Source organism: Alteribacter populi (assembly GCF_002352765.1).
Taxonomy (GTDB): Bacteria; Bacillota; Bacilli; order Bacillales; family Salisediminibacteriaceae; genus Alteribacter; species Alteribacter populi.
This window is the reverse complement of sequence record NZ_KZ293963.1, coordinates 2,172,000-2,195,783: the sequence shown is the minus strand read 5'-3', so window position 1 is coordinate 2,195,783 and position 23,784 is coordinate 2,172,000. Positions and strand designations below refer to the sequence as shown.

General features: G+C 39.9%; 25 protein-coding genes. 21 read left to right on the top strand and 4 right to left on the bottom strand.

The genetic code is table 11. The annotated features are described in order from the left end of the window. Positions 1-130: 130 nt before the first annotated feature. Positions 131-418, top strand: a complete 288-nt coding sequence (locus tag CDZ94_RS10710; RefSeq protein WP_096436884.1) for a hypothetical protein — start codon at positions 131-133, stop codon at positions 416-418. 144 nt (positions 419-562) lie between these two features. On the opposite strand, the gene CDZ94_RS10705 is transcribed toward CDZ94_RS10710, so the two are convergent. Further along, entirely contained in the window at positions 563-1,501 is a 939-nt protein-coding gene (locus CDZ94_RS10705; protein ID WP_096436882.1) for a DMT family transporter, read from the bottom strand. 164 nt (positions 1,502-1,665) lie between these two features. On the opposite strand from CDZ94_RS10705, the gene CDZ94_RS10700 reads away from it, so the two are divergent. The 7 genes from CDZ94_RS10700 to CDZ94_RS10675 all read left to right on the top strand — a co-directional run bounded on the left by CDZ94_RS10700 (position 1,666) and on the right by CDZ94_RS10675 (position 6,489). Next, entirely contained in the window at positions 1,666-3,087 is a 1,422-nt protein-coding gene (locus CDZ94_RS10700) for an aminotransferase-like domain-containing protein (protein WP_096436880.1), read from the top strand. Positions 3,088-3,135: 48 nt separating this feature from the next. After that, positions 3,136-4,365, top strand: a complete 1,230-nt coding sequence (locus tag CDZ94_RS10695; protein WP_096436878.1) for an MFS transporter — start codon at positions 3,136-3,138, stop codon at positions 4,363-4,365. Between the two features lie 105 nt (positions 4,366-4,470). Next, entirely contained in the window at positions 4,471-4,914 is a 444-nt protein-coding gene (locus tag CDZ94_RS10690; protein WP_342587629.1) for a response regulator transcription factor, read from the top strand. After that, complete coding sequence (locus CDZ94_RS21915; protein ID WP_342587628.1) at positions 4,905-5,039, top strand: hypothetical protein; 135 nt, start codon at positions 4,905-4,907, stop codon at positions 5,037-5,039. The genes CDZ94_RS10690 and CDZ94_RS21915 overlap by 10 nt, the downstream gene beginning before the upstream one ends. Before the next feature lie 142 nt (positions 5,040-5,181). Further along, positions 5,182-5,757, top strand: a complete 576-nt coding sequence (locus tag CDZ94_RS10685; RefSeq protein ID WP_096436876.1) for a TetR/AcrR family transcriptional regulator — start codon at positions 5,182-5,184, stop codon at positions 5,755-5,757. 64 nt (positions 5,758-5,821) lie between these two features. Further along, positions 5,822-6,172, top strand: coding sequence for a DMT family transporter (locus tag CDZ94_RS10680; protein WP_096436874.1), 351 nt, complete (start codon positions 5,822-5,824; stop codon positions 6,170-6,172). 2 nt (positions 6,173-6,174) lie between these two features. Next, positions 6,175-6,489 carry a DMT family transporter gene (locus CDZ94_RS10675; RefSeq protein WP_096436872.1) on the top strand — a complete coding sequence of 105 codons (315 nt, stop codon included), beginning with the start codon at positions 6,175-6,177 and terminating at the stop codon, positions 6,487-6,489. Between the two features lie 62 nt (positions 6,490-6,551). On the opposite strand, the gene CDZ94_RS10670 is transcribed toward CDZ94_RS10675, so the two are convergent. The 3 genes from CDZ94_RS10670 to CDZ94_RS10660 form a co-directional block, all read right to left on the bottom strand. Further along, a complete protein-coding gene (locus CDZ94_RS10670) occupies positions 6,552-7,484 on the bottom strand; it encodes a glycine betaine ABC transporter substrate-binding protein (protein WP_096436870.1) in 933 nt (310 codons plus the stop codon). A gap of 109 nt (positions 7,485-7,593) precedes the next feature. Continuing rightward, positions 7,594-8,436 carry an ABC transporter permease gene (locus tag CDZ94_RS10665; RefSeq protein WP_096436868.1) on the bottom strand — a complete coding sequence of 281 codons (843 nt, stop codon included), beginning with the start codon at positions 8,434-8,436 and terminating at the stop codon, positions 7,594-7,596. Then, positions 8,420-9,625 (bottom strand): quaternary amine ABC transporter ATP-binding protein, encoded by a 1,206-nt coding sequence (locus CDZ94_RS10660; RefSeq protein WP_096436866.1) that lies wholly within the window; start codon positions 9,623-9,625, stop codon positions 8,420-8,422. Before CDZ94_RS10660 ends, CDZ94_RS10665 begins: the two co-directional genes overlap by 17 nt. Positions 9,626-10,048: 423 nt before the next feature. Between CDZ94_RS10660 and CDZ94_RS10655 the strand changes: the two genes are divergently transcribed. The 13 genes from CDZ94_RS10655 to bioD all read left to right on the top strand — a co-directional run bounded on the left by CDZ94_RS10655 (position 10,049) and on the right by bioD (position 23,781). Then, positions 10,049-10,609 carry a GbsR/MarR family transcriptional regulator gene (locus CDZ94_RS10655; RefSeq protein ID WP_096436864.1) on the top strand — a complete coding sequence of 187 codons (561 nt, stop codon included), beginning with the start codon at positions 10,049-10,051 and terminating at the stop codon, positions 10,607-10,609. An 866-nt stretch (positions 10,610-11,475) separates the two neighbouring features. Continuing rightward, positions 11,476-12,576 (top strand): amidohydrolase/deacetylase family metallohydrolase, encoded by a 1,101-nt coding sequence (locus tag CDZ94_RS10650; RefSeq protein ID WP_096436862.1) that lies wholly within the window; start codon positions 11,476-11,478, stop codon positions 12,574-12,576. After that, positions 12,554-13,657, top strand: coding sequence for a DgaE family pyridoxal phosphate-dependent ammonia lyase (locus tag CDZ94_RS10645; protein WP_096436860.1), 1,104 nt, complete (start codon positions 12,554-12,556; stop codon positions 13,655-13,657). The genes CDZ94_RS10650 and CDZ94_RS10645 overlap by 23 nt, the downstream gene beginning before the upstream one ends. Before the next feature lies 1 nt (position 13,658). Further along, positions 13,659-14,414 carry a 2-dehydro-3-deoxy-phosphogluconate aldolase gene (gene dagF / locus CDZ94_RS10640; protein WP_096436858.1) on the top strand — a complete coding sequence of 252 codons (756 nt, stop codon included), beginning with the start codon at positions 13,659-13,661 and terminating at the stop codon, positions 14,412-14,414. After that, complete coding sequence (locus tag CDZ94_RS10635) at positions 14,407-15,423, top strand: sugar kinase (RefSeq protein WP_096440754.1); 1,017 nt, start codon at positions 14,407-14,409, stop codon at positions 15,421-15,423. The genes dagF and CDZ94_RS10635 overlap by 8 nt, the downstream gene beginning before the upstream one ends. Continuing rightward, positions 15,423-16,148, top strand: coding sequence for a GntR family transcriptional regulator (locus CDZ94_RS10630; RefSeq protein WP_198546711.1), 726 nt, complete (start codon positions 15,423-15,425; stop codon positions 16,146-16,148). Before CDZ94_RS10635 ends, CDZ94_RS10630 begins: the two co-directional genes overlap by 1 nt. Before the next feature lie 243 nt (positions 16,149-16,391). After that, positions 16,392-17,882: a sodium:solute symporter family protein gene (locus tag CDZ94_RS10625; RefSeq protein ID WP_096436856.1), complete on the top strand. Its 1,491-nt coding sequence runs from the start codon at positions 16,392-16,394 to the stop codon at positions 17,880-17,882. 418 nt (positions 17,883-18,300) lie between these two features. Then, positions 18,301-19,032 carry an alpha/beta fold hydrolase gene (locus CDZ94_RS10620; protein ID WP_096436854.1) on the top strand — a complete coding sequence of 244 codons (732 nt, stop codon included), beginning with the start codon at positions 18,301-18,303 and terminating at the stop codon, positions 19,030-19,032. Further along, on the top strand, positions 19,019-19,837 hold the full coding sequence (bioC, locus tag CDZ94_RS10615) for a malonyl-ACP O-methyltransferase BioC (protein ID WP_096436852.1): 819 nt from the start codon (positions 19,019-19,021) through the stop codon (positions 19,835-19,837). Before CDZ94_RS10620 ends, bioC begins: the two co-directional genes overlap by 14 nt. Next, complete coding sequence (bioW, locus tag CDZ94_RS10610; protein ID WP_096436850.1) at positions 19,824-20,588, top strand: 6-carboxyhexanoate--CoA ligase; 765 nt, start codon at positions 19,824-19,826, stop codon at positions 20,586-20,588. Before bioC ends, bioW begins: the two co-directional genes overlap by 14 nt. Further along, positions 20,578-21,933, top strand: coding sequence for an adenosylmethionine--8-amino-7-oxononanoate transaminase (gene bioA, locus CDZ94_RS10605; RefSeq protein WP_096436848.1), 1,356 nt, complete (start codon positions 20,578-20,580; stop codon positions 21,931-21,933). The genes bioW and bioA overlap by 11 nt, the downstream gene beginning before the upstream one ends. Continuing rightward, complete coding sequence (gene bioF / locus CDZ94_RS10600; RefSeq protein ID WP_096436846.1) at positions 21,926-23,101, top strand: 8-amino-7-oxononanoate synthase; 1,176 nt, start codon at positions 21,926-21,928, stop codon at positions 23,099-23,101. Before bioA ends, bioF begins: the two co-directional genes overlap by 8 nt. Then, positions 23,098-23,781 (top strand): dethiobiotin synthase, encoded by a 684-nt coding sequence (gene bioD / locus CDZ94_RS10595; RefSeq protein ID WP_096436844.1) that lies wholly within the window; start codon positions 23,098-23,100, stop codon positions 23,779-23,781. The genes bioF and bioD overlap by 4 nt, the downstream gene beginning before the upstream one ends. The last annotated feature ends 3 nt before the right edge of the window (positions 23,782-23,784 follow it).

Genomic DNA, 23,784 nt, shown 5'->3' with positions numbered 1-23,784 from the left:
TAGAGAAGGTGCACAAAATGAAGGGGAGCATGGCCGTTTAACTTTATAAAATAAAATAATGCGTATTTCTTTTTCGGAAAAAGGCATGATAAGTGGTGTAATAAAAATCCAACTTTAGGAGGGCTTTTTTATGCCACAGAACCAACAACAGCAACAACAAGCACAACAGCAAGCTCAGCAAGCACAACAAGCTGCACAGCAAGCAGCTCAGCAAGTTCAACAGGCAACACAACAAGCAAATCCACAAGCACTTCAACAAGCGCAGCAGCAGCTACAACAAGCAACCCAACAATTACAGCAAGCTCAAGCAGGTGCACAACCGGCACAGCAACAGCAATTCCAACAAGCACAACAGGAATTACAGCAAGCTCAGCAACAATTACAACAAGCTCAGCAATCTCAAAACCAACAACAATAATAGCAAATTGGGTGACACCACAATAACCTTTGGTGTCACCTTTCTTTTTAGAGTTGCGCGAATAAAAATCTACGTTTCGATGTCTAACGCTGTTTTAATAAATGACCGCTATGCGGTTTTTCTTATACGAATCTGTTTCGCCTGCTACCCATTCACCTGTTGGTACTCGCGGTCTTCCTGTGTGATTTTTGCAGGCTGCGGTTGTTGTTCTTTTTTTCCGATTTTAAGATTAACGACCAGTACGCCTATTAATGTGATAACTCCGCCCAAGACGGCAAAAAGTGTGGGGACTTCGCCTAACCAGACCCAGGCGATTAAAAATGATAAAACAGGCGTTAAATAAAGGGAGCTTGTAGCAGCCGATGCTCCTGTGTGAGATGTAATATAAGCTAAAGCGAAATATGGCAAAACCGTTGGAAATAACCCTAAATAAATGACACTTAATGTCGCATTCATTGGTGCAGTGACAATTTCTTCACCGAGTCCGGGAAATTGGAAGAACATAATGAGCGTACCAGCAAAAATCGTGTACGTTGTAAAAGGAATGAAACCATATTTTTTTAAATATTTTTTTTGAAAAACAAAAAATATGCTGGTAGCTAAAGAGGCTACTAAGATAAAAAACACTCCGAAATTAATCGGCATCGTATCCCCTGGTCCAATTGACACAAAGATGACTCCGAAAAACGCAATCATCGTACCAATCCATCCTCGGATACCAAACCCTTCTTTATAAAAAATAAAGGCTAATATAGCAGAGAAAATGGGTATTGTTGAAACAATGAGACTTATAGCTCCAGCGCTTACCGTTTGCCCACCGTAATTTAATGCAGTTTGATAAACGGCAAAGCCTAAACCGCCTAAAATAAAGATCATTGGAATATCCTTTATTTCCGGCAACCGCATTTTAATAATGACCGCAAAAATCAACAGCGCTATGGAACCTACGAGTAATCTCAGAAGAGAGAGATGTTCTGGAGAATAGGCACCAAGTCCTACTCTAATTCCTGAATAGGCAGATGCCCAAAGTGTGATGATTAAGACATGTGCAGATAGTATCCTTAATTTTAGGCTCGTGTCCATGACATTTACTCCCTCCTAATCGAAACCAACCAAATATGTTTTTGATCGTTACTAATTCCAATGATATCCATTAACTGATACACTGTCTGCAACCAGTTAGAAAAATTAAAACCAACCAGTTTATTTTTTGGAGCGGTGGGTTGGTTGAAGGAGAAACGTCATAAATGAGAAAAACGAAATATAACGACATTATTGACTACATAAGGGAGAAAATTGCAAGAGGTGAATGGTCGATAGGAAGTAAGATTCCAAGTCAGCGTGACTTAGCAAAGTTGTTTGCAGTGAACCGAAGTACTGTTATTACTGCTTTAGAAGAATTAACGGCAGATGGACTGATCGAGGGGAAAATGGGGAAGGGAACGGTTGTCGTAAATAATACTTGGACGCTGATGCATAAAAATAAGCCCGTAAACTGGAATGAAAATGTTACATTTGGAATTCATAAAGCAAGTGTTAAAACTGTAAAAGAAATAAATGAGACTGAAGCAAATAAAAAATTTATTCAACTGGGTAAAAGTGAACTGGCTCCAGAAACGTTTCCATTAGAGAAAATGAAACAAGTCATGGTGAAAGTTGCCGATACCCTTTCACCGATTGGATATGAAGAGCCAAGAGGGAATTTAGAATTACGTCAAGCCATTAGTCACCATTTGAAAAATAAGGGGATCTACACGTCTCCATCATCGATTTTAATAGTATCTGGGGCATTACAGGCATTACAACTCATATCGATCGGTCTTTTAAGAAGGGGATCGACGATTTTTTTGGAAAAGCCTTCTTATCTTTATTCACTATCAGTGTTTCAGTCGGCTGAAATGAAACTTCATGGCTTACCGATGGACGATGATGGACTTATTCCCAGCACCATACCTATAATAAAAAAACAACAAGAGAACGCTATTTTGTATGTCAATCCAACTTTTCATAACCCCACTGGTATCTTGATGCCGGACAGAAGACGTCAAGAACTCATTACCGTTTGTGAAAAAGAACAAATTCCGATCATTGAAGACGATGTCTATGGAGATTTATGGATTGACAACGCGCCGCCAGTTCCTGTAAAAGTAAATGATAAGTATGGAAATGTACTGTACCTTGGCAGTTTATCCAAATCTTTAAGCCCAGGATTAAGGATTGGTTGGATTGTCGGACCTGAATCTGTCATTGAAAGACTATCTGATTTGAAAATGCAGTCCGATTATGGCTCAAGTTCTTTATCTCAGCGGGTAGCATCGGAATGGCTGTCTAGCGGTTTATACGATGATCACCTAAAAGTTGTCAGAGAACAGCTTAAGGTTCGTAGAGAAATTGCTGTGAAGGCTTTAGAAGAGAATTTAGCAAGGTTTGCTACTTGGGAGGAGCCAGGTGGGGGCTTTTTTATATGGGTAAAGATTCAGCCTCAGTTTCATATAAGGAATTTATTCGAAAAAGCTTTATCTGAAGGTGTTCTTCTTAATCCAGGAAGTATTTATGCAAAGCAGCCGGATCAATATCTCCGGTTGTCATATGCATTTGCCTCGTTAAATGATATTAAACAGGGCATTTATAGACTAGGACAAATATTTAAAGCAGAGCATCGAACGTAATTTGAAACAAGTTCACAAGAGGGTACGTAATATTAAGGAGAATGAGTTATGGTCAATCGTCATCTTTTAGAAAAGTCATTATTAAAAAATCGTTCGTTTGTTCTCGTTTGGTTAGCAGGATTATGTGTAATGCTCGGATTCTCGATGTTTTTTTTGTCCGTTTCCTGGTTTATCGTGGATGCTTTGAACGAGCCAGCAGTCTTAGGGATCGTACTTATGTCTATGTCGATCCCACGGGTTGTTATGATGGTTTACGGAGGGATACTAGCCGATAAGATTCGCAAGTCCTTGATCATGTTCGTGACAAATCTTCTTCAAGCATTGGTCATGATTGCAATGATTGTGCTTTTTACAAATGATTGGTTAAGTGTGACTTCGTTGATTGGGATTGCTTTCGTATTTGGATTTTTGGACGCATTCTTTTTTCCAGCTGTTTCATCGATGATCCCGATTATTGTGAGTGATGAACAATTGCAGCGAGCCAATTCTTTGTTTCAAGGGTCAACAGAGTTAATGTTTATTTTAGGACCTTTATTAGCAGGGGTCCTTTTAACAATTGGTGATTTCACGCTTACGTTTTCTGCTTCGGCTCTGTTAATTTTCCTATCTGCTGTTTTTGTGTTTCCTCCATTAATTCGAGACCCAAAGTCAGCTCGAACTGGGGAAAAACAAAGTGCTGTGAAAGACTTAGTGGAAGGATTGAATTATGTGAGACGGTCTGACGTTCATAGAACGGGGACCCTCTCTATTGTAATAATCAATTTGTTTATGATTGGACCGATTCTTATTAGCTTTCCGATCCTAGTGGAAGCGCTGGGTGGGAGACCATTTGAACTGAGTTTACTTGAAGGCGGGTTAGCTCTCGGAACGTTTTCAGCAAGTATCTTGATCGTGATATGGAATGTAAAGAAACAGAGAGGTCGATTAGTTTTTGCTTCATTGTTAGTAAGTTTTGTACTGTTTATTTTGTTTAGTCAGTTGGAGGTATTCTCACTCCTTGTATTATTAGCTGCGTTAACAGGTTTCGTCGCTATGTTTGTTTATTTACCTACAGTGACGATGGTGCAGGAGAAAACAGATAAAGATAAGCTGGGACGTGTGATGAGTATTATTACGCTTGCTGCAAGTGGGTTTGAACCAATTGCCTTTGGGCTCATCTCGATTCTCGTTGCAGCAGCACTTCCGATCCAGACGGTTCTGGCTATTTCAGGCATAGGAGGTTTTGTTCTTAGTATTTTGCTAATATGGAAAAGCCGATCCTTTCGCAATTTGGACTAGTTTGAAAGTAGAATTTTAGCCATTAACCTATACTAAAATAATAGACATTTGTTGCTTTTGGAGTTAAGAATCTGTAATGTCCAACGGGACTGGGCAAATCTTTACTTGTTTAACACTCAAAAAGCTAACTTAGAATGGCACCCTTTTTTAAAAGGATGGGATGATCATGAGACGATTCTTATCGTGGATGACGATAAACATATTAGAAAGTTAATAAGTAGGTACTTAGGAGAAGAAGGCTTTAATGTGATACAAGCTTCTAATGGTCTGGAAGCTCTGAATTTACTTGAAGAAAATGATGTTAACTTAGCCGTTGTCGATATTATGATGCCTGAAATGGATGGCTATCAATTGACAAAAGAAATAAATGAGCATTACGAATTGCCGGTGATTATGCTCACAGCGAAGTCCCAGATTCAAGATAAGGAGAAAGGGTTTTCTTTAGGAACCGATGATTATCTGGTCAAGCCGTTTGAACTAAAAGAGTTCCTATTTCGGATTAGAGCGCTGCTACGCAGATACCATCAGTTGCGCTTGGGGTGTTATTAGATACTTTCTTAGTGCGAACGATTCTAGTTCCTTCTATTATTATTAAATTAGGGAAATGGAGCTTTTGGCCTCGTAAGCTCCATGATAGAAATGAAGAGAAGCGAAAGGACAACGTTGCTGAATAATGAACCTTAAATAGAGTGCCTGACCCCCACCACGTTAATGCCGTACAGTGGTGGGGGTCAGGCACCTGTTGAGGCACCTGTTGACAACAGTCGAGTTAGACTGTAAAATGAATGATAGTCAGTCAGTTGGAGGGGGTAAGAGATGGATAAAAAAGAAAAAATTATTCATGCAGCTATTGATGTCTTTCGTGAAAAGGGGATTGAGAAGACGAAGGTTGCTGATATCGTGAAGGTTGCTGGCATTGCTCAAGGGACGTTTTATTTATACTTCCCGTCGAAGCTATCTGTTATGCCTGCTATTGCAGGGGTGATGGTAGATAAAATAATGACGGAAATTAAAGATCATGTACAGGAAGGTGCCTCTTTTTCAACTAAGCTTGAACAGATTGTCGATGTCGTGTTTATGTTGACAAGAGAATATCGCGACGTGTTTTCTCTTATTTATGCTGGACTTACACAAACCGAGCATTTAAAAGAGTGGGAGGCGATCTATGCGCCTTTTTACGAATGGGTGAGCATGCTTTTAAATCGAGCAAAGGAATCTGGAATCATTCGTGATAATGTTCACACTGAACGTACGTCAAAGCTGATCATTGGGCTCATTGAGTCTGCAGCAGAACAAGTATATATGTATGATAGCGGCGAGGAAGACAATGCTCGTTTTCAAAAGCAGGAAGTACTTGAGTTCTTGGGCCATGGCCTCGGGCTTCATCGTTAAAAATGAAGCTCACATTTTTTTTATTAAAAAATGACTGATATTCAGTCAGTGGAGGTAGATATTTATGAATAAAGCTTGGGTTTATGTTATTTTAACTTGTCTATTTGAATGGATGTGGATTTTTGGTTTTAATGTCGCAACTACTTGGTGGCATTGGGCCATCGTAATTACCATAATTCTCATAGATTTTTACTTTCTTTCTAAAGCCTGTGAAAGTCTACCGACCGGAACGGTTTATGCTATTTTTGCTGGAGTCGGTACAGTTGGAACGGCCTTAATGGACGTGTTTATATTTGGAGGTAGCTTTAGCGTAGCAAAAGGACTATTTATGGGACTGCTCGTTGCTGGAGTTGTTGGCTTAAAGCTAGCAGATAATAAAAATGAAGAAGACGATATACAAAAAGGAGTTGCATAATCATGGGTTGGTTTTTAGTCTTTATAGCAGCAGTCTCTGAAATTATCGGTGTCATAGGATTGAAAATGTTTAGTCAAAATAAAACGTTAAAAAATATGCTGATTTTTGTTGGAGGCTTTGGGATTGCCTTTGCCCTTTTATACGCATCCTTTACCTACCTACAAATAAGTGTAGCCTACGCAGTATGGATTGGCATTGGTACAGCCGGTGCTGTAGTCGTGAACATGATATTCTTTGGTGAATCAAAGAGCCGAGCGCGCATTGTGAGTCTTTTTGCAATCGTCATTGGCGTAACAGGATTAAAAGCATTATCATAAAAGGTGCCTGACCCCCGTTGCGTTAATGCTGCACAGCAGTGGGGGTCAGGCACCCATTCTTTTTATTTTAAGTCTTCGATGGAGTCGATCTCCATGTATTCTGGGACTACAAGACCTGTACGAGCACCTTCAAGGTTCACACCAAGGTCTACAAGATCATCTTCGTACTCTTCTAGAAGATGGTCATGAGTTAATGGTAACCATGCTGCTACCATAGCGTCAGCTTCGCCTGTTGCTACAGCCTGGAACATGTATGGAGCCTCAAGTGGTGTTAGCGTAACTTCATAGCCTAGGTCTTCTAGTACTTTGCCCATCGTATTTGTTGAAGCAATTTCAGAATCCCACGCAACAAAAGCAAGTTCGATGGAATCTCCGTCAACAGAATCAACGCCTTCTGTCCACTCTGCAACCGTGTCTTCGTTGTTTTCAACCCATTCAGCTGCAGCTTCGGCTTCATCTTGGCCTTCATTAATAGCCATCATGATTTCACCCATATCTTCTTCTGTCCAGTGGAAGTTATCAAGAACAGTGTAAGCTTCAGGCATTTCGCCTTCTAATCCTTCACGTGCAAAAGTGTAGATGTTTTCAGCTTCACCAAATGTTCCTTCTGGATCTTCTAGGTATTTTAAGTCATAAGCAGCAAACTTCCAGTGAGGAGTCCAGCCTGTAACGATAACGGGCTCTTCATTTTCGTAAGCATCAGCAAGTGCTTGTGTCATAGCTGCATCTGAGCTTGCAGAAACCGTCCATTCGTCTAATTCATACGTTTCAACAGCTTTTTCTGCTGCTGCCATAACTCCTGCGCCTGCATCGATTCCTGTAATTGTGAAGTCAAGCTCTTCTCCGTAGTTTGTGCCTGCTTCTTCTGTTTCCTCGTCAGCACCACCATTTTCGTCTACTGGAGTACTGTCTCCTTCTTCGTCAGTGCCGCACCCTGCAGCAACAAGTGCTAAAGACATACCGGCAACGATACCATACTTTTTAAGTTTCAACATGACCCTCTCCTTTACTAAATCTATTTATTTTACCCTTTTTAAGGATGTTCAAAAAGGGAGAAAAACATAGTTTAATAGGTTAAACACGCATTTAAATATTGAATAGAGATTAAGCCTTCTTATTAAGTGTTTGTGTCATGCGATCTAGGATAATTGCTAAAATCACTAAGCAGATCCCTGCTTCAAATCCCATTGCGATGTCATTACGACCAACCGCGTAATAAACTTGGCGGCCGATGCCATCTGTTCCAATCATAGCGGCAATAACAACCATAGATAATGCAAGCATGATCGTTTGGTTTACACCAGCCATAATCGTTGTTTTTGCCATAGGAAGTTGAACTTTAAACAATTTTTGTTTCGGAGTGGACCCAAAGGAATCTGAAGCCTCAATCATTTCTGTAGGTACTTGACGAATCCCTAGGTTTGTTAACCGGACAGTTGGCGGCATTGCAAAAATGACAGACGCGACCACGCCAGGTACAATACCGATTCCAAAGAAGGCAACAGCCGGAATTAAGTAAACAAAAGCTGGCATTGTCTGCATAAAGTCTAATACCGGTGTGAAAATTCGTCTGACAATATCACTTTTTGCCATCCAGATTCCAAACGGAATTCCAATAATAACAGAAATTAATGTCGCAGTAAGAACAAGGGATAATGTAATTAACAAGTCATCCCAGTATTCTAAATTCTCTATAAAAAGAAGTCCAAACAAAACAAGCAATGGTAAGCCGTAACTTTTTTCTTTACGTACGAGTAAAAATGAGATTCCAGTTAATAAAAGAATAAATACAAGTGGTGGAATCACTTCAAAGAGTGATAGAAAGATGTTTGAGGCAATAAATTCGATCGTACTTCTTAATGCCCCAATAATCATTTCTGCACTTTTTAACCATTCGACGAACGCTTCAACCCAGTCACCTAAGGGAATTCTAGGAATCAGATTCATGAATGTTCACCTCATTTCCAGATAGAGCGGCCAGCACTTTACTACGGATAATAATACCTTTTAGTCGTCTGTTTTCATCAACTACAGCAATTGGTACTTGAGAAGTTGATGAAATCTCAAAGAGTTCGTTCATAGGTGTGCTTGCATCGACTGTTGGCACTTCATTTCGTATGTAAGGCATTATATCAGTCTCGTTATTTTTTACTGCAGTGGAAACCTCGTCTACATGCAAAATCCCCATCAATTCTTTGTTTCTTTTTGTTACATAAATACTGGAAATGTTCGCGTCACGCATACGCTGTAGAGCGACACGAGGACCATGTTTTTCTGCATTTACTGTTTCAGGCCTCACCATAATGTTTTCTGCAGTGTACACTTTTGAACGATCTACATCTTCAACAAATCGTTCAACATATTCATTTGCAGGACTGGTTAAAATTTCTTCCGGTGTGCCAATTTGGACAATGGCACCATCTTTCATGATCGTGATGCGGTCCCCGATCCGGAGCGCTTCGTCTAAATCATGCGTAATAAAGACGATCGTTTTTTTCATAGATTCTTGAAGGTCTAGAAGTTCATCTTGCATATCTTTTCGAATGAGAGGGTCTAATGCTGAGAAAGCTTCATCCATCAAGAGGATATCTGGATCATTGGCCAATGCTCTTGCCAGACCGACACGTTGCTGCATTCCACCAGATAGTTCATCAGGATACTTGTCCTCATACCCCTTAAGACCAACAAGTTCAAGGGACTGGCTTGCTTTTCTTATCCGTTCTTCTTTGTCAATTCCTTGAATCTCTAATCCATACTCGACGTTTTCTTGGATCGATCGAAACGGAAACAGTCCAAACTTTTGAAAGACCATGCTGAGCTTTTTACGCCGAACTTGACGTAAATCATTATCACTCATATGAGCGAGATCTTCGCCGTCGACCCAAACATTTCCGCTTGTCGGTTCAATCAATCTGTTGAGCAGACGCACGAGTGTGGACTTTCCGCTTCCCGATAATCCCATAATTACAAAGATTTCACCATCTTCGACATCGAAGGATGCTTGGTTGACCCCTACTGTCATCCCTGTCTTTGCTAAAATTTCGTCTTTTGATTTGTCGTTATCTAATAGTTTCAAAGCTTGTTTCGGTCGTTTACCGAATACTTTGGTTAACTTTTCAACTTTTATTTTTGACATTCGATCACCTCAATTTTTTTACTGCTAGAATATATAACTGGAAAAAAGACGATAGTAAAAGTAAAACGAAGATGCAACGATAAAAGTGTAAGTTTTTAGACTCAACTTTCGTCACTAGGTTATTACCTTAGACCTAGTGACGCGGTGTGAAAACAAAGTTTAATTTGTATTATGATTAAAAAGTCATATGTAAATAGATTCAATCACACTTGTCTCACTATACTGGTTTAGTTAAAGATGTTCAAACGGAATGAATCATTTATATTGGATAAAAAGTTTGTTCAGTAAAAACTGTATGGATTTATCATTATAAATACTTATATTTCCTCGTGATTACTTCTGTTTACTTTCTTTCTTCTGTCTTTAACATCTAAGTTGAGTCTGCTACTATTTTGTATAGTAATAAGAGAAGGAGGTAGGGCGATGGCCAACCATAGCACCTACGACCAGGACAAAAATAAGCTCGAGGCCGCTCGAAACCGGTTTATAAATGAAATTGCGAAAAATATTCACTTATATAACATCACCCCATCTGCAGGTAGACTTTACGGTACGGTTTTCTTCTCTGAGCGCCCTATGACTTTAGATCAAATGAGTTGCGAAATGGAAATGAGCAAGACAAGCATGTCAACCAACATCCGCTCCCTGCTGCAAGCAGACATGGTCGAGCAAGTGTGGGAAAAAGGCATTCGTAAAGATTTGTACAAAACAGAAGACGACTGGTATAAGTCATTCTCCAATGTCTTTATCACGCGCTGGAGCGAAGCCACGGAGAAAAATAAACGAGCGATTGAAGAAACAAAGAGGATGTTGGTTTCTTTGGAAGGAGAAACCGAGCACGACCAAATTAAACGTGAAATCGATGTCGATTTAGAGAAATTAAAAGACGCTGAAGCCTATTATGAATGGCTTACACAAGTCGTTTCATTGTTTGAAACCGGTGAAATTTTTAATATCGTGCCGAAGAAAATACGAGAAAAATAAAATTGGCTACTAGGCGAGAGTGAGGGTACTTCTCGTCTATTTTTTTCTATGGCAACGACTATTCGATTAAGTGAACAGAGAAAATCCTCCCGATAAACTGAGGAGGATTTATTGCTTTTGATTATAAAGCTAAAATATGCGGGGGTGTTCATTTGACTTCCTTTATTGCTCACCCTCTTGATTTTATCTTAATGTATGTTGCCAAACTCTTTTCATTTGACTTCCACGTTCACATCTATTTCTGCATTTTTATAAGCTTCACGCCAAATTAAGGTCGGTCCACTCTTGATAGGAAAGACTGTTTCTTACATATTGACCCAAGCCTACATTATCTGCTTGTACCTCTTGCATCTGCTCAGTTATTTCATTACTGGTAGACTTTAAATGAGGTCAATCCCGTCATCATGATATTCACGTAAATGTATTTAAAGTTGTACTTATGTCTTGTCTCATCTGTGGTAATTCGATTAAGTCATTCATATAACGAATGGTCTTCTTCCTGCTATTAGGTATGATTATTCCTTAAAATCAATATTATTCTTAGTTTTCTACTAGGAGAAACTTTACTTCTATGTGTAATTAATCAATTAACTTATTTACAAAAGCGAATCAATCAAATGGAAAATTTAATAAATAGTGGGAAGCGAAAGGGGGATTTTGATATTAAGTAGATTTAGAATTTATGCCTTTAGTCCAGATGACTAAAGGTTTTTTCTATTATTCCGGAAAGGTGAGACAATAAACATTATAATGTTATATTTACTTTGATTATTTTATGTGGTACCTTAACATTATAACGTTATAATTATATTTTGATTTTCATAGAAAGTAAGCGTGCTTAATAAGAGTGGGAAAAGGTGAAATGAATGAAAGGTCAATTCGTATTACGTAATGTAAAGCGGGTGAATAATGAAAAGAAGATCGATATCGTGATTAGGGACGGTAAAATTGCTGAGGTGACAAAGGCCGGGAGTGGACGCGGGTATGTGTTAGACCACTCAGGTGTGTATGTATCGAGTGGTTGGATAGATTTACATGTCCATGCATTTCCTCATTTTGACCCCTATGGCGATGAAATAGATGAAATAGGAGTAAAACAAGGCGTTACAACAATTGTTGATGCTGGTAGTTGTGGAGCCGACCGAATAGCAGATATAGGTGCGAGTAGAAACAGAGCCAAAACAAACATGTTCGCTTTTTTGAACATTTCAAGAATCGGTTTGAAAAGGGTCGATGAATTATCCAATATAGAATGGATAGACAAAGAAAAGGTAGTGCGGGCAGTAAATGAGTATAGAGATGTCATAGTTGGGTTGAAGGCACGGATAAGTAAGAGTGTCGTTTGTGACAGCGGTATTGAACCCCTACATATTGCACGATCACTTTCTAGTAAAACCTCATTGCCGTTAATGGTACACATCGGTTCTGGTCCGCCAAATATTGAAGAGGTCATTCCGCTTTTAGAAAATAAGGATGTCCTTACTCATTATCTCAACGGGAAAGAGAATAACCTTTTCAATGGTCATGGTAAACCGCTTAAAGTGTTCACCGATGCAATTGAACGTGGTGTACATTTGGATGTTGGTCATGGTACTGCAAGCTTCTCATTTAAGGTTGCAGAAGCAGCAAAACAACATTGCATCGGTTTAGATACAATCAGTACAGACATATATCGTGGGAACCGAATAAACGGTCCTGTATATAGCATGGCAAATGTCCTTTCGAAATTTCTTTACCTAGGATATTCGCTTGAAGATGTGATCGAAGCGGTCACAATAAATGCAGCAAGCTGGCTTGAAAAACCCGAGCTTGGTCGAATTAAAGTTGGCGATGTTGCGAATTTAACCCTATTTACAGTTAAAGGTGGACCGACTACACTTGTTGATTCTGAAGGGGAGAAGCGTGTAGCAGAAAGGCGAATAGAAACAAAAGGAGTGGTTGTCAATGGTGAATTCTTTGAATGCTAAATATGGACTTAAGCGTGTGATTAATGCTAGTGGACGGATGAGCATCCTTGGTGTATCAGCTCCGTCGGATACTGTGATGGATGCGATGAAACAAGGCGGGCAAAATTATGTAGAGATTGCAGACTTAGTGGATAAAGCAGGAGATTACGCTTCAGATATCCTTGATTCAGAAGCAGCGGTTATTGTTAACTCGGCATCAAGTGGGATTGTACTCTCTGTTGCTGCGCTAGTGACACAAGGGAATCGTCGCAAAAGTGAACGTCTGCACCAAGAAGACATTCCTAAAAGTGAAATTATTATACTAAAAGGTCAAAACGTACAATACGGAGCCCCTGTTGAAACGATGGTTCATTTGGGTGGTGGGAAGCTCGTTGAAGTTGGCTATGCCAATGAAGGCAGAGAAGAACATATTGAAGAAGCGATTTCTGAAAACACTGCCGCTATTCTTTATGTGAAATCACATCATGCAGTCCAAAAAAATATGATTTCTGCCGAAGAAGCCTGGGAAGTTGCTAGGCGTAACGATGTTCCACTCATTATGGATGCAGCAGCAGAAGAGGATATTCAAAAATATGTAAAAATATCTGACCTTGTAATTTACAGTGGTTCAAAGGCAATTGAAGGACCAACTTCAGGGATTGTTGGGGGTAAACGAGACTATATTGAGTGGGTAAAAGTACAGTTACATTGTATTGGACGAAGTATGAAGGTGGGGAAAGAAACAACCTTTGGGTTACTTCAAGCACTTGATGAATACGGTGTTAAAAAAGATAATAGCGAACAAGAAAAAGAAACATTACAAGCACTAATGTCATTGCAAAATCTTGAAGGTGTTCAGGTTGCAATTGTACAGGATGAAGCAGGGCGAGCGATTTTCCGTGCACGTATTCACATAGAATCACAACAAGCAAATACAACAGCACAGGATGTCGTTACGGGACTGCGCGAAGGTGAAATTGCAATCTATACTCGAGATTATGGCGTGAGACAAGGTTTTTTCGATATTGATCCGCGACCGCTTCAAGGAGACGACATTCATGTCATCGAATCAAGAGTACATGAGTTAGTAGGAGGAAAGTAAAATGTCAAACATCACAAAACGTTTTTACAAAGACCGTGTTGCATTAAATGTATTAGCTAATAGTGTAGAAAACGCCAAAGATGTATTTATAGCGGCAGAAGGAAACGTTTTAGTCGGTATTCTTTCAAAAGACTACCCAACTGTTGAAACAGCCGTATTATCAATGAAGGAATATGGAGAGGAAATAGATGAAGCGGTATCGATTGGACTAGGGGCTGGTGACAATCGCCAAGCAGCTGTAGTAGCGGAGATAGCGAAATTTTATCCTGGCAGTCACATTAACCAAGTATTCCCTTATGTTGGGGCAACACGTGCCAACCTTGGTGAAAAAGATGGCTGGATTAACAGTTTAGTGTCCCCAACAGGGCGCGTTGGTTATGTAAATATTTCAACAGGTCCAATAAGCGCTGCGCAAGACGAACGTGCGATCGTACCAGTTAAAACGGCGATTGCGCTTGTGCGTGATATGGGTGGTAATGCATTGAAATACTTTCCAATGAACGGTTTAAGTCGGGAAGACGAGTATCGTGCAGTTGCACAAGCATGTGGAGAAGAAGGTTTTGCGTTAGAACCAACAGGTGGAATTGATAAAGAAAATTTTGAAAAAATCGTACGCATTACCTTAGAAGCTAACGTTCCAAAAGTTATTCCTCACGTATATTCATCGATTATTGACAAAGAAACAGGAAAAACAAAAGTTGAAGATGTACGTGAATTACTTAAAACGATGAAGAAATTAGTTGATGACCATGGGTAAACAGGTTGCAGCTTTTGGAGAAGTCATGATGCGTTTACAGGTCCCGGGGTATGAATTGTTGTCCCAAGCTAGCACATTAAACTATTCTTTTTCTGGTTCGGGTGTGAATGTGGTCTCAGCTTTAGCACGTTTTGGGCATACGGGACACCTCGTATCCATTTTACCAGACAATCCGGTTGGGGATGCTGCAGTATCGTATCTTCAAAAGCTGGGTGTTTCACAAAGGTTCCTTCATCGTGGTGGTGACTATATTGGCATGTATTTTTTAGAAAATGGTTTCGGAGTAAGGCCAAGTCGTGTTACCTATTCTAATCGTAAAGAAAGTAGCTTCAATACAGCAGATGAAGGAACGTATGATTTTGAAGAGATGGCCAAAGAAAATGACGTTGTTCATTTCTGTGGCATCACACTTGCGATGAATGATTCTGTTCGTCAGCACATGAAATCGTTTGCGAAGACTGTCAAAAGTCATGGTGGTACAGTTGTCTTCGATTGTAACTACCGTCCGTCACTTTGGGGGCGAGACGGATATGAAAAAGCGAAACCGTATTATGAGGAAATGCTACATTTGGCTGATATTGTCATGATGAACGAAAAAGACGCACTATTTGTCCTTGACATGAAAACAGAGAAGGATAAACGTCAAGAACAACTTCTGGATCTTATTCCAGTCGTCGCAGAGAAATATAGGATTTCTGTAATTTCAGGTACTCATAGATCGATCAATGAGGACAATACGCATACTTTGTGTGGCTTTATATTTAAGAAGAAAACATTCACTTTTTCAAAAACATTCACATTTTCACTTTATGATAGAATTGGTGCAGGAGATGCCTATGCGAGTGGTATCATACACGGTGAGATTAAAGGATTTTCACCAGAAAAAACCGTCACATTTGCCACAGCTGCAGGGATGCTTACTCATACAGTTGTGGGTGATACCTTAATGTTATCGGAAAATGAAATACTCCGGGCGATAACTGATTCAGTAGGTGATATAGAAAGGTAGTGAATGTAATAGTGAACGTTTCGCCAAAAAATGGACCATTGTATTTACAAATAAAGAATATCTTGAAAGATCGAGTTTTACATGGGGTGTATCCGATTGGGACAAACATACCTTCAGAACCACAACTGGAAAATGAATTTGATGTCAGTAAAATTACAGTCCGCAATGCAATAAAAGAACTTGTTCAAGAAGGGTATCTCGAAAAAAAGAGCGGTAAAGGGACGAAAGTCATTCAAAATACTTCTGCTTCAAAACTTTCCAAAGGAAAACGTTTTACAGAAGTTTTAGTAGGGGAAGGGCATAAAGTTCAAAAGAAATTGTTACAAGCAAAACTTGTATACAATGCAGAGGGAACAGAGTTATATCAATTATTTGGAGAACGCTGTCTTTCTATCGAACGTCTTTATCACCTTGATGAGGTTCCATATATCCATTACACACATTATTTAATTGCAAGAATGGAAGATATTGAATTATCGGATTTAAATGCACACTCCTTGTACGGTTTGCTTGATGAGCAGGGTATTTCTTTAGAAAAATTTCGAGATGAATTTGCTGTTGCCCACGCCCCTTTTCATGTGGAAGAAATATTACGTGTAAAAAAGGGTTCGCCTTTATTAAAGCGATCACGTTACTCTTATGATGAATCGGGTAATGTGATTGAATACAGTCAGGGGTATTACAACACTCAAATGCAACATTATGTTGTAAATTATGATGTGTAAAAAGATAGCGAGGAAGCGAAGTAAATCGTTTTCTCGCCAAGATTTTGAAAGCGTTTTAGGTGGTTTATTAAAGACATTAAATGTTATAAAAGAGGACCCTTTATTTATAATGAAATCTGAATATTTAATTTATTATTAATTTAATTCGTGCTAGAGATAGTTGTAGTCTAAGTAAAAAATGTAACCGGTTTTATTGAGTATAGTAATGATGCTAGTGATGATGAGTAGTTAGGGGGAAGTATGATGATTGAGAACCAGGAAGTTTATTTAACAGTCTTCTTAGTGTTTACAATGTTTATGATCCTAGTTGGGATTTGGACGTCAAGAAAAGTAAAAAATGGTGAGGACTTTTTAATGGGAGGCAGAGGGTTAACACTACCTCTGTTAATAGGGACTACCGTAGCCACTTTAGTCGGAACGGGGTCAAGTATGGGAGCTGTGGGATTTGCGTTTGAAAACGGTTGGGCAGGTGCCTTATATGGAATAGGCGGCTCGATTGGAATGTTTGGATTACTTTTACTATTTGCTGATGTAAGGAAGTATAACTTTATGACATTTTCTGAAGAGTTAAGCTTTTATTATGGTGCAAATAAAATAGTAAAAGGATCTACGTCAATTCTGATGTATATTGCTTCACTTGGTTGGTTAGGTGCTCATATTTTAGGGGGAAGTCTTTACTTATCTTGGATAACGGGGTTGGACCTTTTTTACGCAAAAATCATCGTAGCTGTTGGCTTTGCACTTTACACATTAATTGGTGGTTTTTTAGCAGTTGTTTATACAGATACGATTCAAGGTGCTATTTTATTTGTTGGTTTTATAACGCTTACAATACTATCAGTTGTAAAAGTTGGAGGACTTGGACAGCTGTCAAGTGAACTGTCAAATGAAATGGTTTCTTTCTTAGGTATTGAAAAGTTAGGGTTTATTCCTGCGTTATCGCTTGTTGTTGTGATCGCGGTTGGAGTATTAGCGACACCATCATTTCGTCATCGCATCTACTCGAGTGAAAGTATTACGACAGTTAAAAAAGGTTTTTTTGTCACAGGCACTCTTTTTGCCATATTTTCATTATTTCCTGCAATCATTGGGATGTCTGCAAATGCCATTAATCCCGATCTAGAGGCGGGGTATGCTTTCCCATTTTTGGCGACTGAAGTGTTCCCGATTTGGGTTGGAGCCATTGTTTTAGTGGCAGGGTTAAGTGCAACAATGTCATCTGGAAGCTCTGATTTTATTACAGGTGTTACAATTCTATTAAGAGATGTCTTCCAAACGTTTACAGGTAAACTACCAGAGAAGGACAATATGGTTGGTTATTCAAGAATCGCTTTAGTCATTACGTTAATCTTAGCCTTTGTTCTTACGTTAGGAGCAGACAATATTATTGATTATATTTCTAACTTTATAGCGACTGTTATGTCAGGGTTGTTCGTAGCAGCGCTCTTAGGGAAGTTTTGGCCACGTGCGACTTGGCAAGGTGGACTTGCTAGTATCATTGGAGGGTCGGCCATTTCCTTCGTTGTTTTAATGAGCGAGTCGCTTATGGCATTTTGGGGGAATCCAATCCTTCCGTCACTTGGAGTCGCAATAATTGCGGGGATAGTCGTTAGCTTAATCACACCAAGAAATAAAGTTTCAAAAGAGGAAGCATTACAGATTTTATCAAAAGAACGATCGATTGTAGATAATGGAACACACGATGGTAATTCAATAAAGTCTGATGTTAACTAATGAGGGGAATTAAAATTAGTGACAATTATTAATAATCATAGTGAAAGGAGTTATGAATAGAAGAAAAAATTTGATTTTTACATCTAAACAGTTTTTTGCCGCCATTTAAACTATCCGAAAAGGGTAGTTTTTTTGTTGTTTGATATTTTTTAAGGTTGTGGATCACTATTTAAAGTTGGAGTGATTTCTAGCTTCAGACGTCATGCACATTTGTTCTTCCCACATTAGGCTCTCGTACAGATTTAAAGGTCTATTTCTCTATTGTTAAATTCAAATTTTAACGGAACCTATTTATCTATTTTATTTTAATGTGGTATACTCCTATTGTTAACTAATTTTTATATATAGTTAACAATTAGGTATTATCGGTTGGTGTAAAGAAAAAAGCTCTTAAACCGAAGTCAGGAAGTGAGTTTTCATGTCAGATCAATGTTCTTTTTTATGGGTTTCAGGTTGGTCAGTTGATTCGAGAGTCTGGGAAGAACAAATGATGCGTTGGCCTGAACGAATACATAAAAAAGTCGATTTTAATGGATGTAAAAGTGTGGACGAAATGATGTTGATCGCAGAAGCTGCGTTAAAGAAGTTAACATCGCCAGTTGTTATTGTTGGCTGGTCACTTGGAGCAATGACTGCGCTAGATTTGGCTTACCGACACCCAGACCGCGTACATTCTGTTTTCTTAATTGGCGGTACCGGACAGTTTATTCGTTCCAATGAGTTTCCGCATGGGACGGATGAACGATCACTTCGCAGGTTAAAAAGACAGGTATCTCTTAATCCTAAAGGGGCGATTGAGGGGTTTGACCTCCAAATGTTTTCTCCTTCCGAAGTCAAGCAGGGAAAATATGAAAGCTGGCAGAGTTTTAGGAAAGAAAGCAGCGTGAACCAGGGCGCTTTAGAGGTGGGACTCGATTATTTACGGCAATTTACCATAGGTAAAAAAACGAGAAGCATTCGCACTCCGGCCTATTTACTCACAGGAATAGAAGATGCCATCTGTCCTTATTTAGGAGCGAAACAATTAGAAGCATCTTTGCCGCAAAGTGAGTTTACGTGTTGGGACCATGCGGGTCATTTGCCGTTTTGGACAGAAGCAGATCGATTTTTTCATTGGATGAAGGAGAGAGTAGACAGTGGAATTACATAAGAGTCAAGTTTTGAGTCAATTTAACCGCTCCGTTCAATCCTATGATGATCATGCGATTATTCAGAGAAAAATGGCGGAGAGATTATTGCGTGACTTAGAAACCGATGAACCGATTCGAATTTTGGAAGTAGGCTGCGGGACGGGTATACTGACAAAAATTCTTCAAGATCGCTTTCCGAAAGCAGCGATTACAGCGATAGACATCGCTGAACAAATGGTAGAGGCGTCAAAGGCCCGCGTAAATGTAAGCTCACAGGTGACATTTTTAGTTGGTGACGCAGAAAGGATCGAGTGGTCAACGCATGAGCCTTACGATTTGATTGTTTCTAATGCTGTTTTTCAGTGGTTTAAGATGCCAAATCACACGATTGCCAACTTGAAGCGCGCACTAAAACCAAATGGCTGGATTGCCGCTTCAACCTTCGGACCTGCAACTTTTCAGGAATTACATCGAATTTTTGAAGAGGTGAAGCAAGAAATGGGGCTTACAGATGGTCGGCATACGCTTCCGATGCAAGAGGAGAAGGCTTGGCAAGCTGTATTAATTGGTGTCGGGCTAAAAGAAGTCAGTACGGAACAGACCATCGAGCGACTTACCTATGGCAACTGTCAACAGTTTTTAAAGTCGGTAAAAGCAGTGGGCGCTAATTATAGCGAAAACCATTACTCACTAGGAACATCAAGGGCTTTACTTAAAGAAGTAATGAGAAGGTATGATCTTGCGCACCGAGCAGGTGATGGAGTTTATACGACTTATGAAGTCATTGAAATTCGGGGAAAGGGCGGAAGAGATGACAGAGGATAAGCTTTACAGTGTAAGAATGCGAGCTTCAAAGTACAGGTCTCATGAACAAGGTGGAAAGCATATTTCAGGTGGCGAGATGCTCACCAGCTATCAAGATATGAAAATAGCGGTCAATACTTTACTAGATAAGGCGCTCACTCATCCCAAAGGAAATCCAGATTTTATGCAAATTCAGTTCGACCCTGTGGACGAAGCTGTAGAACGGATTAAACCATTACACGTCTCGACTTACGACGTTACAACAGTTGGAAAAGGGCAGCAATTAGCCCGAGAGCTTCTTGAGAGTGCGGGAGTTCCAAAGTGGATTATTGAAAAGGCTTATCATCTTCTTTCTGAGGACCTTAATCAATCTGGAGCAACTCTCATTGATATTCACAGTGGAGCATGCCTGGCAAAAAGTGTTCGTGTTTCAAGAATGGATTGGACAAATGCTAATTTTCAAATGTGGGCAGAGAACCATCACTTACCTGACAATCCTCGAATGAAAGAAGCACTCGTTCTAGCTAGTAAAGTGAATCATCACGTTGCGACAGTGGCGGAGCTATGCTGGTCGGATGACCCTGATTATGTAACCGGTTATGTGGCAAGTAAAAAATCAGGATACGAGAGAATAAATAAGCTAAAAGATAGTGGTGATGAAAATGGTTGTCGGATCTTTTTTGTCGACAATATAAAAGATACCGCTGCCTATATTCATTACATGGAAAAGCAACCGATACTTGTACAATGGGGGGAGAACAATGACACATGAAATAATTGAAAAAAGTAAAAAGCATTTATGGCTTCCATTTACTCAGATGAAAGATTATGATCGGGACCCTTTAATTATTGAAAGTGGAAAAGGTATAAAGGTAAGAGATGTTAATGGAAAGGAATATTATGACGGGTTTTCTTCGGTTTGGCTTAATGTACATGGACATCGTAAAAAAGAGCTCGATGAGGCTATTGTAGATCAGTTAAGTAAGATTGCACATTCAACTTTGCTCGGGATGACGAATGTACCAGCTACTGAATTAGCAGAAAAATTAGTCGAATTAAGCCCTGAAAATTTAACTCGTGTCTTTTACTCAGACAGTGGAGCAGAGGCAATGGAAATTGCTCTTAAGATGGCGTTTCAATATTGGCAGAACATTGGAAAACCTGAAAAACAAAAGGTAGTTTCGATGCGTAATGGCTATCATGGGGATACGATTGGTGCGGTAAGTATTGGATCGATCGACCTCTTTCATCACGTATACGGAGCCCTTATGTTTGAGAGTTATAAAGCACCGATCCCGAATGTATATCGATCAGAAAGTGGCGACCCGGATCAATGTCGGGATGAATGCTTACACGCTCTCGAACAACTACTTATTGAAAAACATCAAGAAATTGCGGCTCTATCCATTGAGTCGATGGTTCAAGGAGCGTCAGGTATTTTTGTTATGCCTGAAGGGTTTTTATCAGGAGTAAGAACATTGTGTACGAAATATGATGTTCTCATGATTGTCGACGAAGTAGCGACAGGCTTTGGTCGGACGGGGAAGATGTTTGCCTGTGAGCATGAAGGGGTTCAGCCAGACTTAATGGCAGCCGGAAAAGGAATCACTGGAGGGTACTTACCGATTGCGGTTACTTATACAACAGAGAAAATCTATGAAGCTTTTTATGATGACTATGAAAATTTGAAAACATTTTTCCATGGTCACTCGTATACCGGAAATCAACTTGGCTGTGCTGTAGCGATTGAGAATATACGATTATTTGAAGCTGAAGATATCGTCGGTCAAGTAGCCAAAAAAACGGAAGATCTAAAAAGCATGCTCGATGATTTGTATGCGCTTCCGCACGTAGGAGACATACGTCAGCTTGGCTTTATGTGCGGTATCGAGCTTGTTCAATCAAAAAAGACAAAAGAGCCATTTCCTTTTGAAAAGCGCGTAGGCTATCACGTTTCTTTAAAAATGAGAGAGCTCGGTATGCTGACGAGACCACTAGGAGATGTCATTGTTTTAATGCCACCGCTAGCGAGTACAAAGGAAGAGCTTCAGGAAATGGTATCGATCATCAAGGAAGCTATTGAAGTCGTTACAAGGGAGAGGGTCGAGCTTGGGTGAGTTTGATCAGCGGTTGAATAACAGGTTGGCCGAGCGAAAAAAACAGGGGCTGTACCGAAAACTGAAAACGATGAATACTGCACCAGGACCGCGTGTGGACATCAATGGTGAAAAGCAACTTGTATTTTCATCAAATAATTATCTAGGGTTGGCTAATGATCAGCGGCTGATTAACGCTGCCAAAGCTACGCTAGATGAGTTTGGAGTAGGCAGTAGTGGGTCAAGGCTTACAACCGGCAATTCAATCTGGCACGAAAGACTGGAAGAAAAAGTCGCGCAATTCAAACAAACCGAAGCTGCACTTCTTTTTTCAAATGGCTATTTAGCTAATGTCGGTGTCTTGTCGTCTTTGCCAGAAAAGGGTGACGTCATTTTAAGTGATCAATTAAACCACGCAAGCATCATTGATGGTTGCCGTTTGTCAAAAGCCGACACGATGATTTATAACCATGTTGACATGATCGATTTAGAGAAAAAATTGAAAGAAGAAAGGTCTTATCAGCGGCGATTTATCGTAACCGATGGCGTTTTTAGTATGGATGGCAATATTGCTCCCTTAGATAAAATCATGACATTAGCCAGCAGGTATGGCGCGTCAGTGATCGTCGATGATGCTCATGCAACTGGAGTCTTAGGCAAACATGGTCGAGGGACGAGTGAGTACTTTGGTATAAAACCAGATGTTATCATCGGAACGTTGAGTAAAGCCGTTGGCACAGAAGGAGGCTATGTGGCGGGTTCAAAGACCCTCGTTGACTTTCTTCTCAACTATGCAAGGCCATTTATTTTCCAGACAGCGATCTCTCCTGCGAGCTGTGCCGCTTCTTCTGTTGCATTCGACGTGATCGAAAGTAGCATGAATAAACGTGAGTCTTTGGTGTCGAAAGTCCAGTATCTAAAAATGAATTTACAAGAATTAGGTTATCACGTCATAGGAGGGCAAGGACCAATTGTACCAGTCATTATCGGGGAATCACAAAAGGCGGTTTCATTTGCAGATCGGCTCCGAGAAAAAGCCATTTATGCACCGGCGATTCGCCCACCTACTGTTTCTCCCTCCGAAAGTCGAATTCGGCTTACGCTCACATCAGACCATACAGATGAAGAGATCGATTATTTAATAGAAGCTTTTCGTTTTATCGGTGAAGAATTGAAGGTGATTACATGACTGGAATATTTGTGACAGGGACTGACACTGGAGTAGGGAAAACGATTATTTCGTGTGGGATTGCGGCTGCATTAAAAGAAAAAAAGGTCGATGTCGGTGTGTTTAAACCATTTTTAAGTGGTATCACCCGAGAGAACCCCGAGAGCGATACTTTTCTATTAAAGAAAATGTCTGGAACCGCTCTTTCAGATGAGGAGGTTACCCCTTTTCAATTTTCAGAACCTCTCTCTCCGTATGTTGCAGCACAGTTGGAAGGAACGAGTGTTCAATTTGATGAGGTACTTGAGCGGTGGAATATGATAAAAACGAAACATGAATTTTTTATTGTTGAAGGAGCGGGTGGTATCGCAGTCCCCCTTGGTGAAAGCTTCTTAGTCAGTCATTTAATAAAAGCGTTAGAATTGCCGGTTGTTATCGTCGCAAGACCTGACCTTGGAACGATTAATCATACTTTTTTGACGGTACATTATGCTAGGGAGGCCGGATTAAAAGTAGCAGGAATTGTGATTAACGGAGCTAGTGATACGCGAGATCCGTCACAGAAGACAAATCCGAAAATGATCGAAGAATGGTGTGAAGTACCGATTTTAGGAATCACACCGAAGCTTAACGATATGACAAATGAAAAGATAAAAAAGATGGTCAAAGATAACGTAAATATTGCGTCTTTGACTAAATAAATG

Coding starts and splice junctions, on each gene's coding strand:
- CDZ94_RS10705 (WP_096436882.1), bottom strand. CDS start 1,501: ATGGACACGAGCCTAAAATTAAGGATACTATCTGCACATGTCTTAATC.
- bioD (WP_096436844.1), top strand. CDS start 23,098: ATGACTGGAATATTTGTGACAGGGACTGACACTGGAGTAGGGAAAACG.
- bioW (WP_096436850.1), top strand. CDS start 19,824: ATGACAGAGGATAAGCTTTACAGTGTAAGAATGCGAGCTTCAAAGTAC.
- dagF (WP_096436858.1), top strand. CDS start 13,659: ATGTCAAACATCACAAAACGTTTTTACAAAGACCGTGTTGCATTAAAT.
- CDZ94_RS10695 (WP_096436878.1), top strand. CDS start 3,136: ATGGTCAATCGTCATCTTTTAGAAAAGTCATTATTAAAAAATCGTTCG.
- CDZ94_RS10685 (WP_096436876.1), top strand. CDS start 5,182: ATGGATAAAAAAGAAAAAATTATTCATGCAGCTATTGATGTCTTTCGT.
- CDZ94_RS10635 (WP_096440754.1), top strand. CDS start 14,407: ATGGGTAAACAGGTTGCAGCTTTTGGAGAAGTCATGATGCGTTTACAG.
- CDZ94_RS10710 (WP_096436884.1), top strand. CDS start 131: ATGCCACAGAACCAACAACAGCAACAACAAGCACAACAGCAAGCTCAG.
- CDZ94_RS10680 (WP_096436874.1), top strand. CDS start 5,822: ATGAATAAAGCTTGGGTTTATGTTATTTTAACTTGTCTATTTGAATGG.
- CDZ94_RS10625 (WP_096436856.1), top strand. CDS start 16,392: ATGATTGAGAACCAGGAAGTTTATTTAACAGTCTTCTTAGTGTTTACA.
- CDZ94_RS10665 (WP_096436868.1), bottom strand. CDS start 8,436: ATGAATCTGATTCCTAGAATTCCCTTAGGTGACTGGGTTGAAGCGTTC.
- bioA (WP_096436848.1), top strand. CDS start 20,578: ATGACACATGAAATAATTGAAAAAAGTAAAAAGCATTTATGGCTTCCA.
- CDZ94_RS10660 (WP_096436866.1), bottom strand. CDS start 9,625: ATGTCAAAAATAAAAGTTGAAAAGTTAACCAAAGTATTCGGTAAACGA.
- CDZ94_RS10700 (WP_096436880.1), top strand. CDS start 1,666: ATGAGAAAAACGAAATATAACGACATTATTGACTACATAAGGGAGAAA.
- CDZ94_RS10675 (WP_096436872.1), top strand. CDS start 6,175: ATGGGTTGGTTTTTAGTCTTTATAGCAGCAGTCTCTGAAATTATCGGT.
- CDZ94_RS10670 (WP_096436870.1), bottom strand. CDS start 7,484: ATGTTGAAACTTAAAAAGTATGGTATCGTTGCCGGTATGTCTTTAGCA.
- CDZ94_RS10655 (WP_096436864.1), top strand. CDS start 10,049: ATGGCCAACCATAGCACCTACGACCAGGACAAAAATAAGCTCGAGGCC.
- CDZ94_RS10650 (WP_096436862.1), top strand. CDS start 11,476: ATGAAAGGTCAATTCGTATTACGTAATGTAAAGCGGGTGAATAATGAA.
- CDZ94_RS10620 (WP_096436854.1), top strand. CDS start 18,301: ATGTCAGATCAATGTTCTTTTTTATGGGTTTCAGGTTGGTCAGTTGAT.
- CDZ94_RS10645 (WP_096436860.1), top strand. CDS start 12,554: ATGGTGAATTCTTTGAATGCTAAATATGGACTTAAGCGTGTGATTAAT.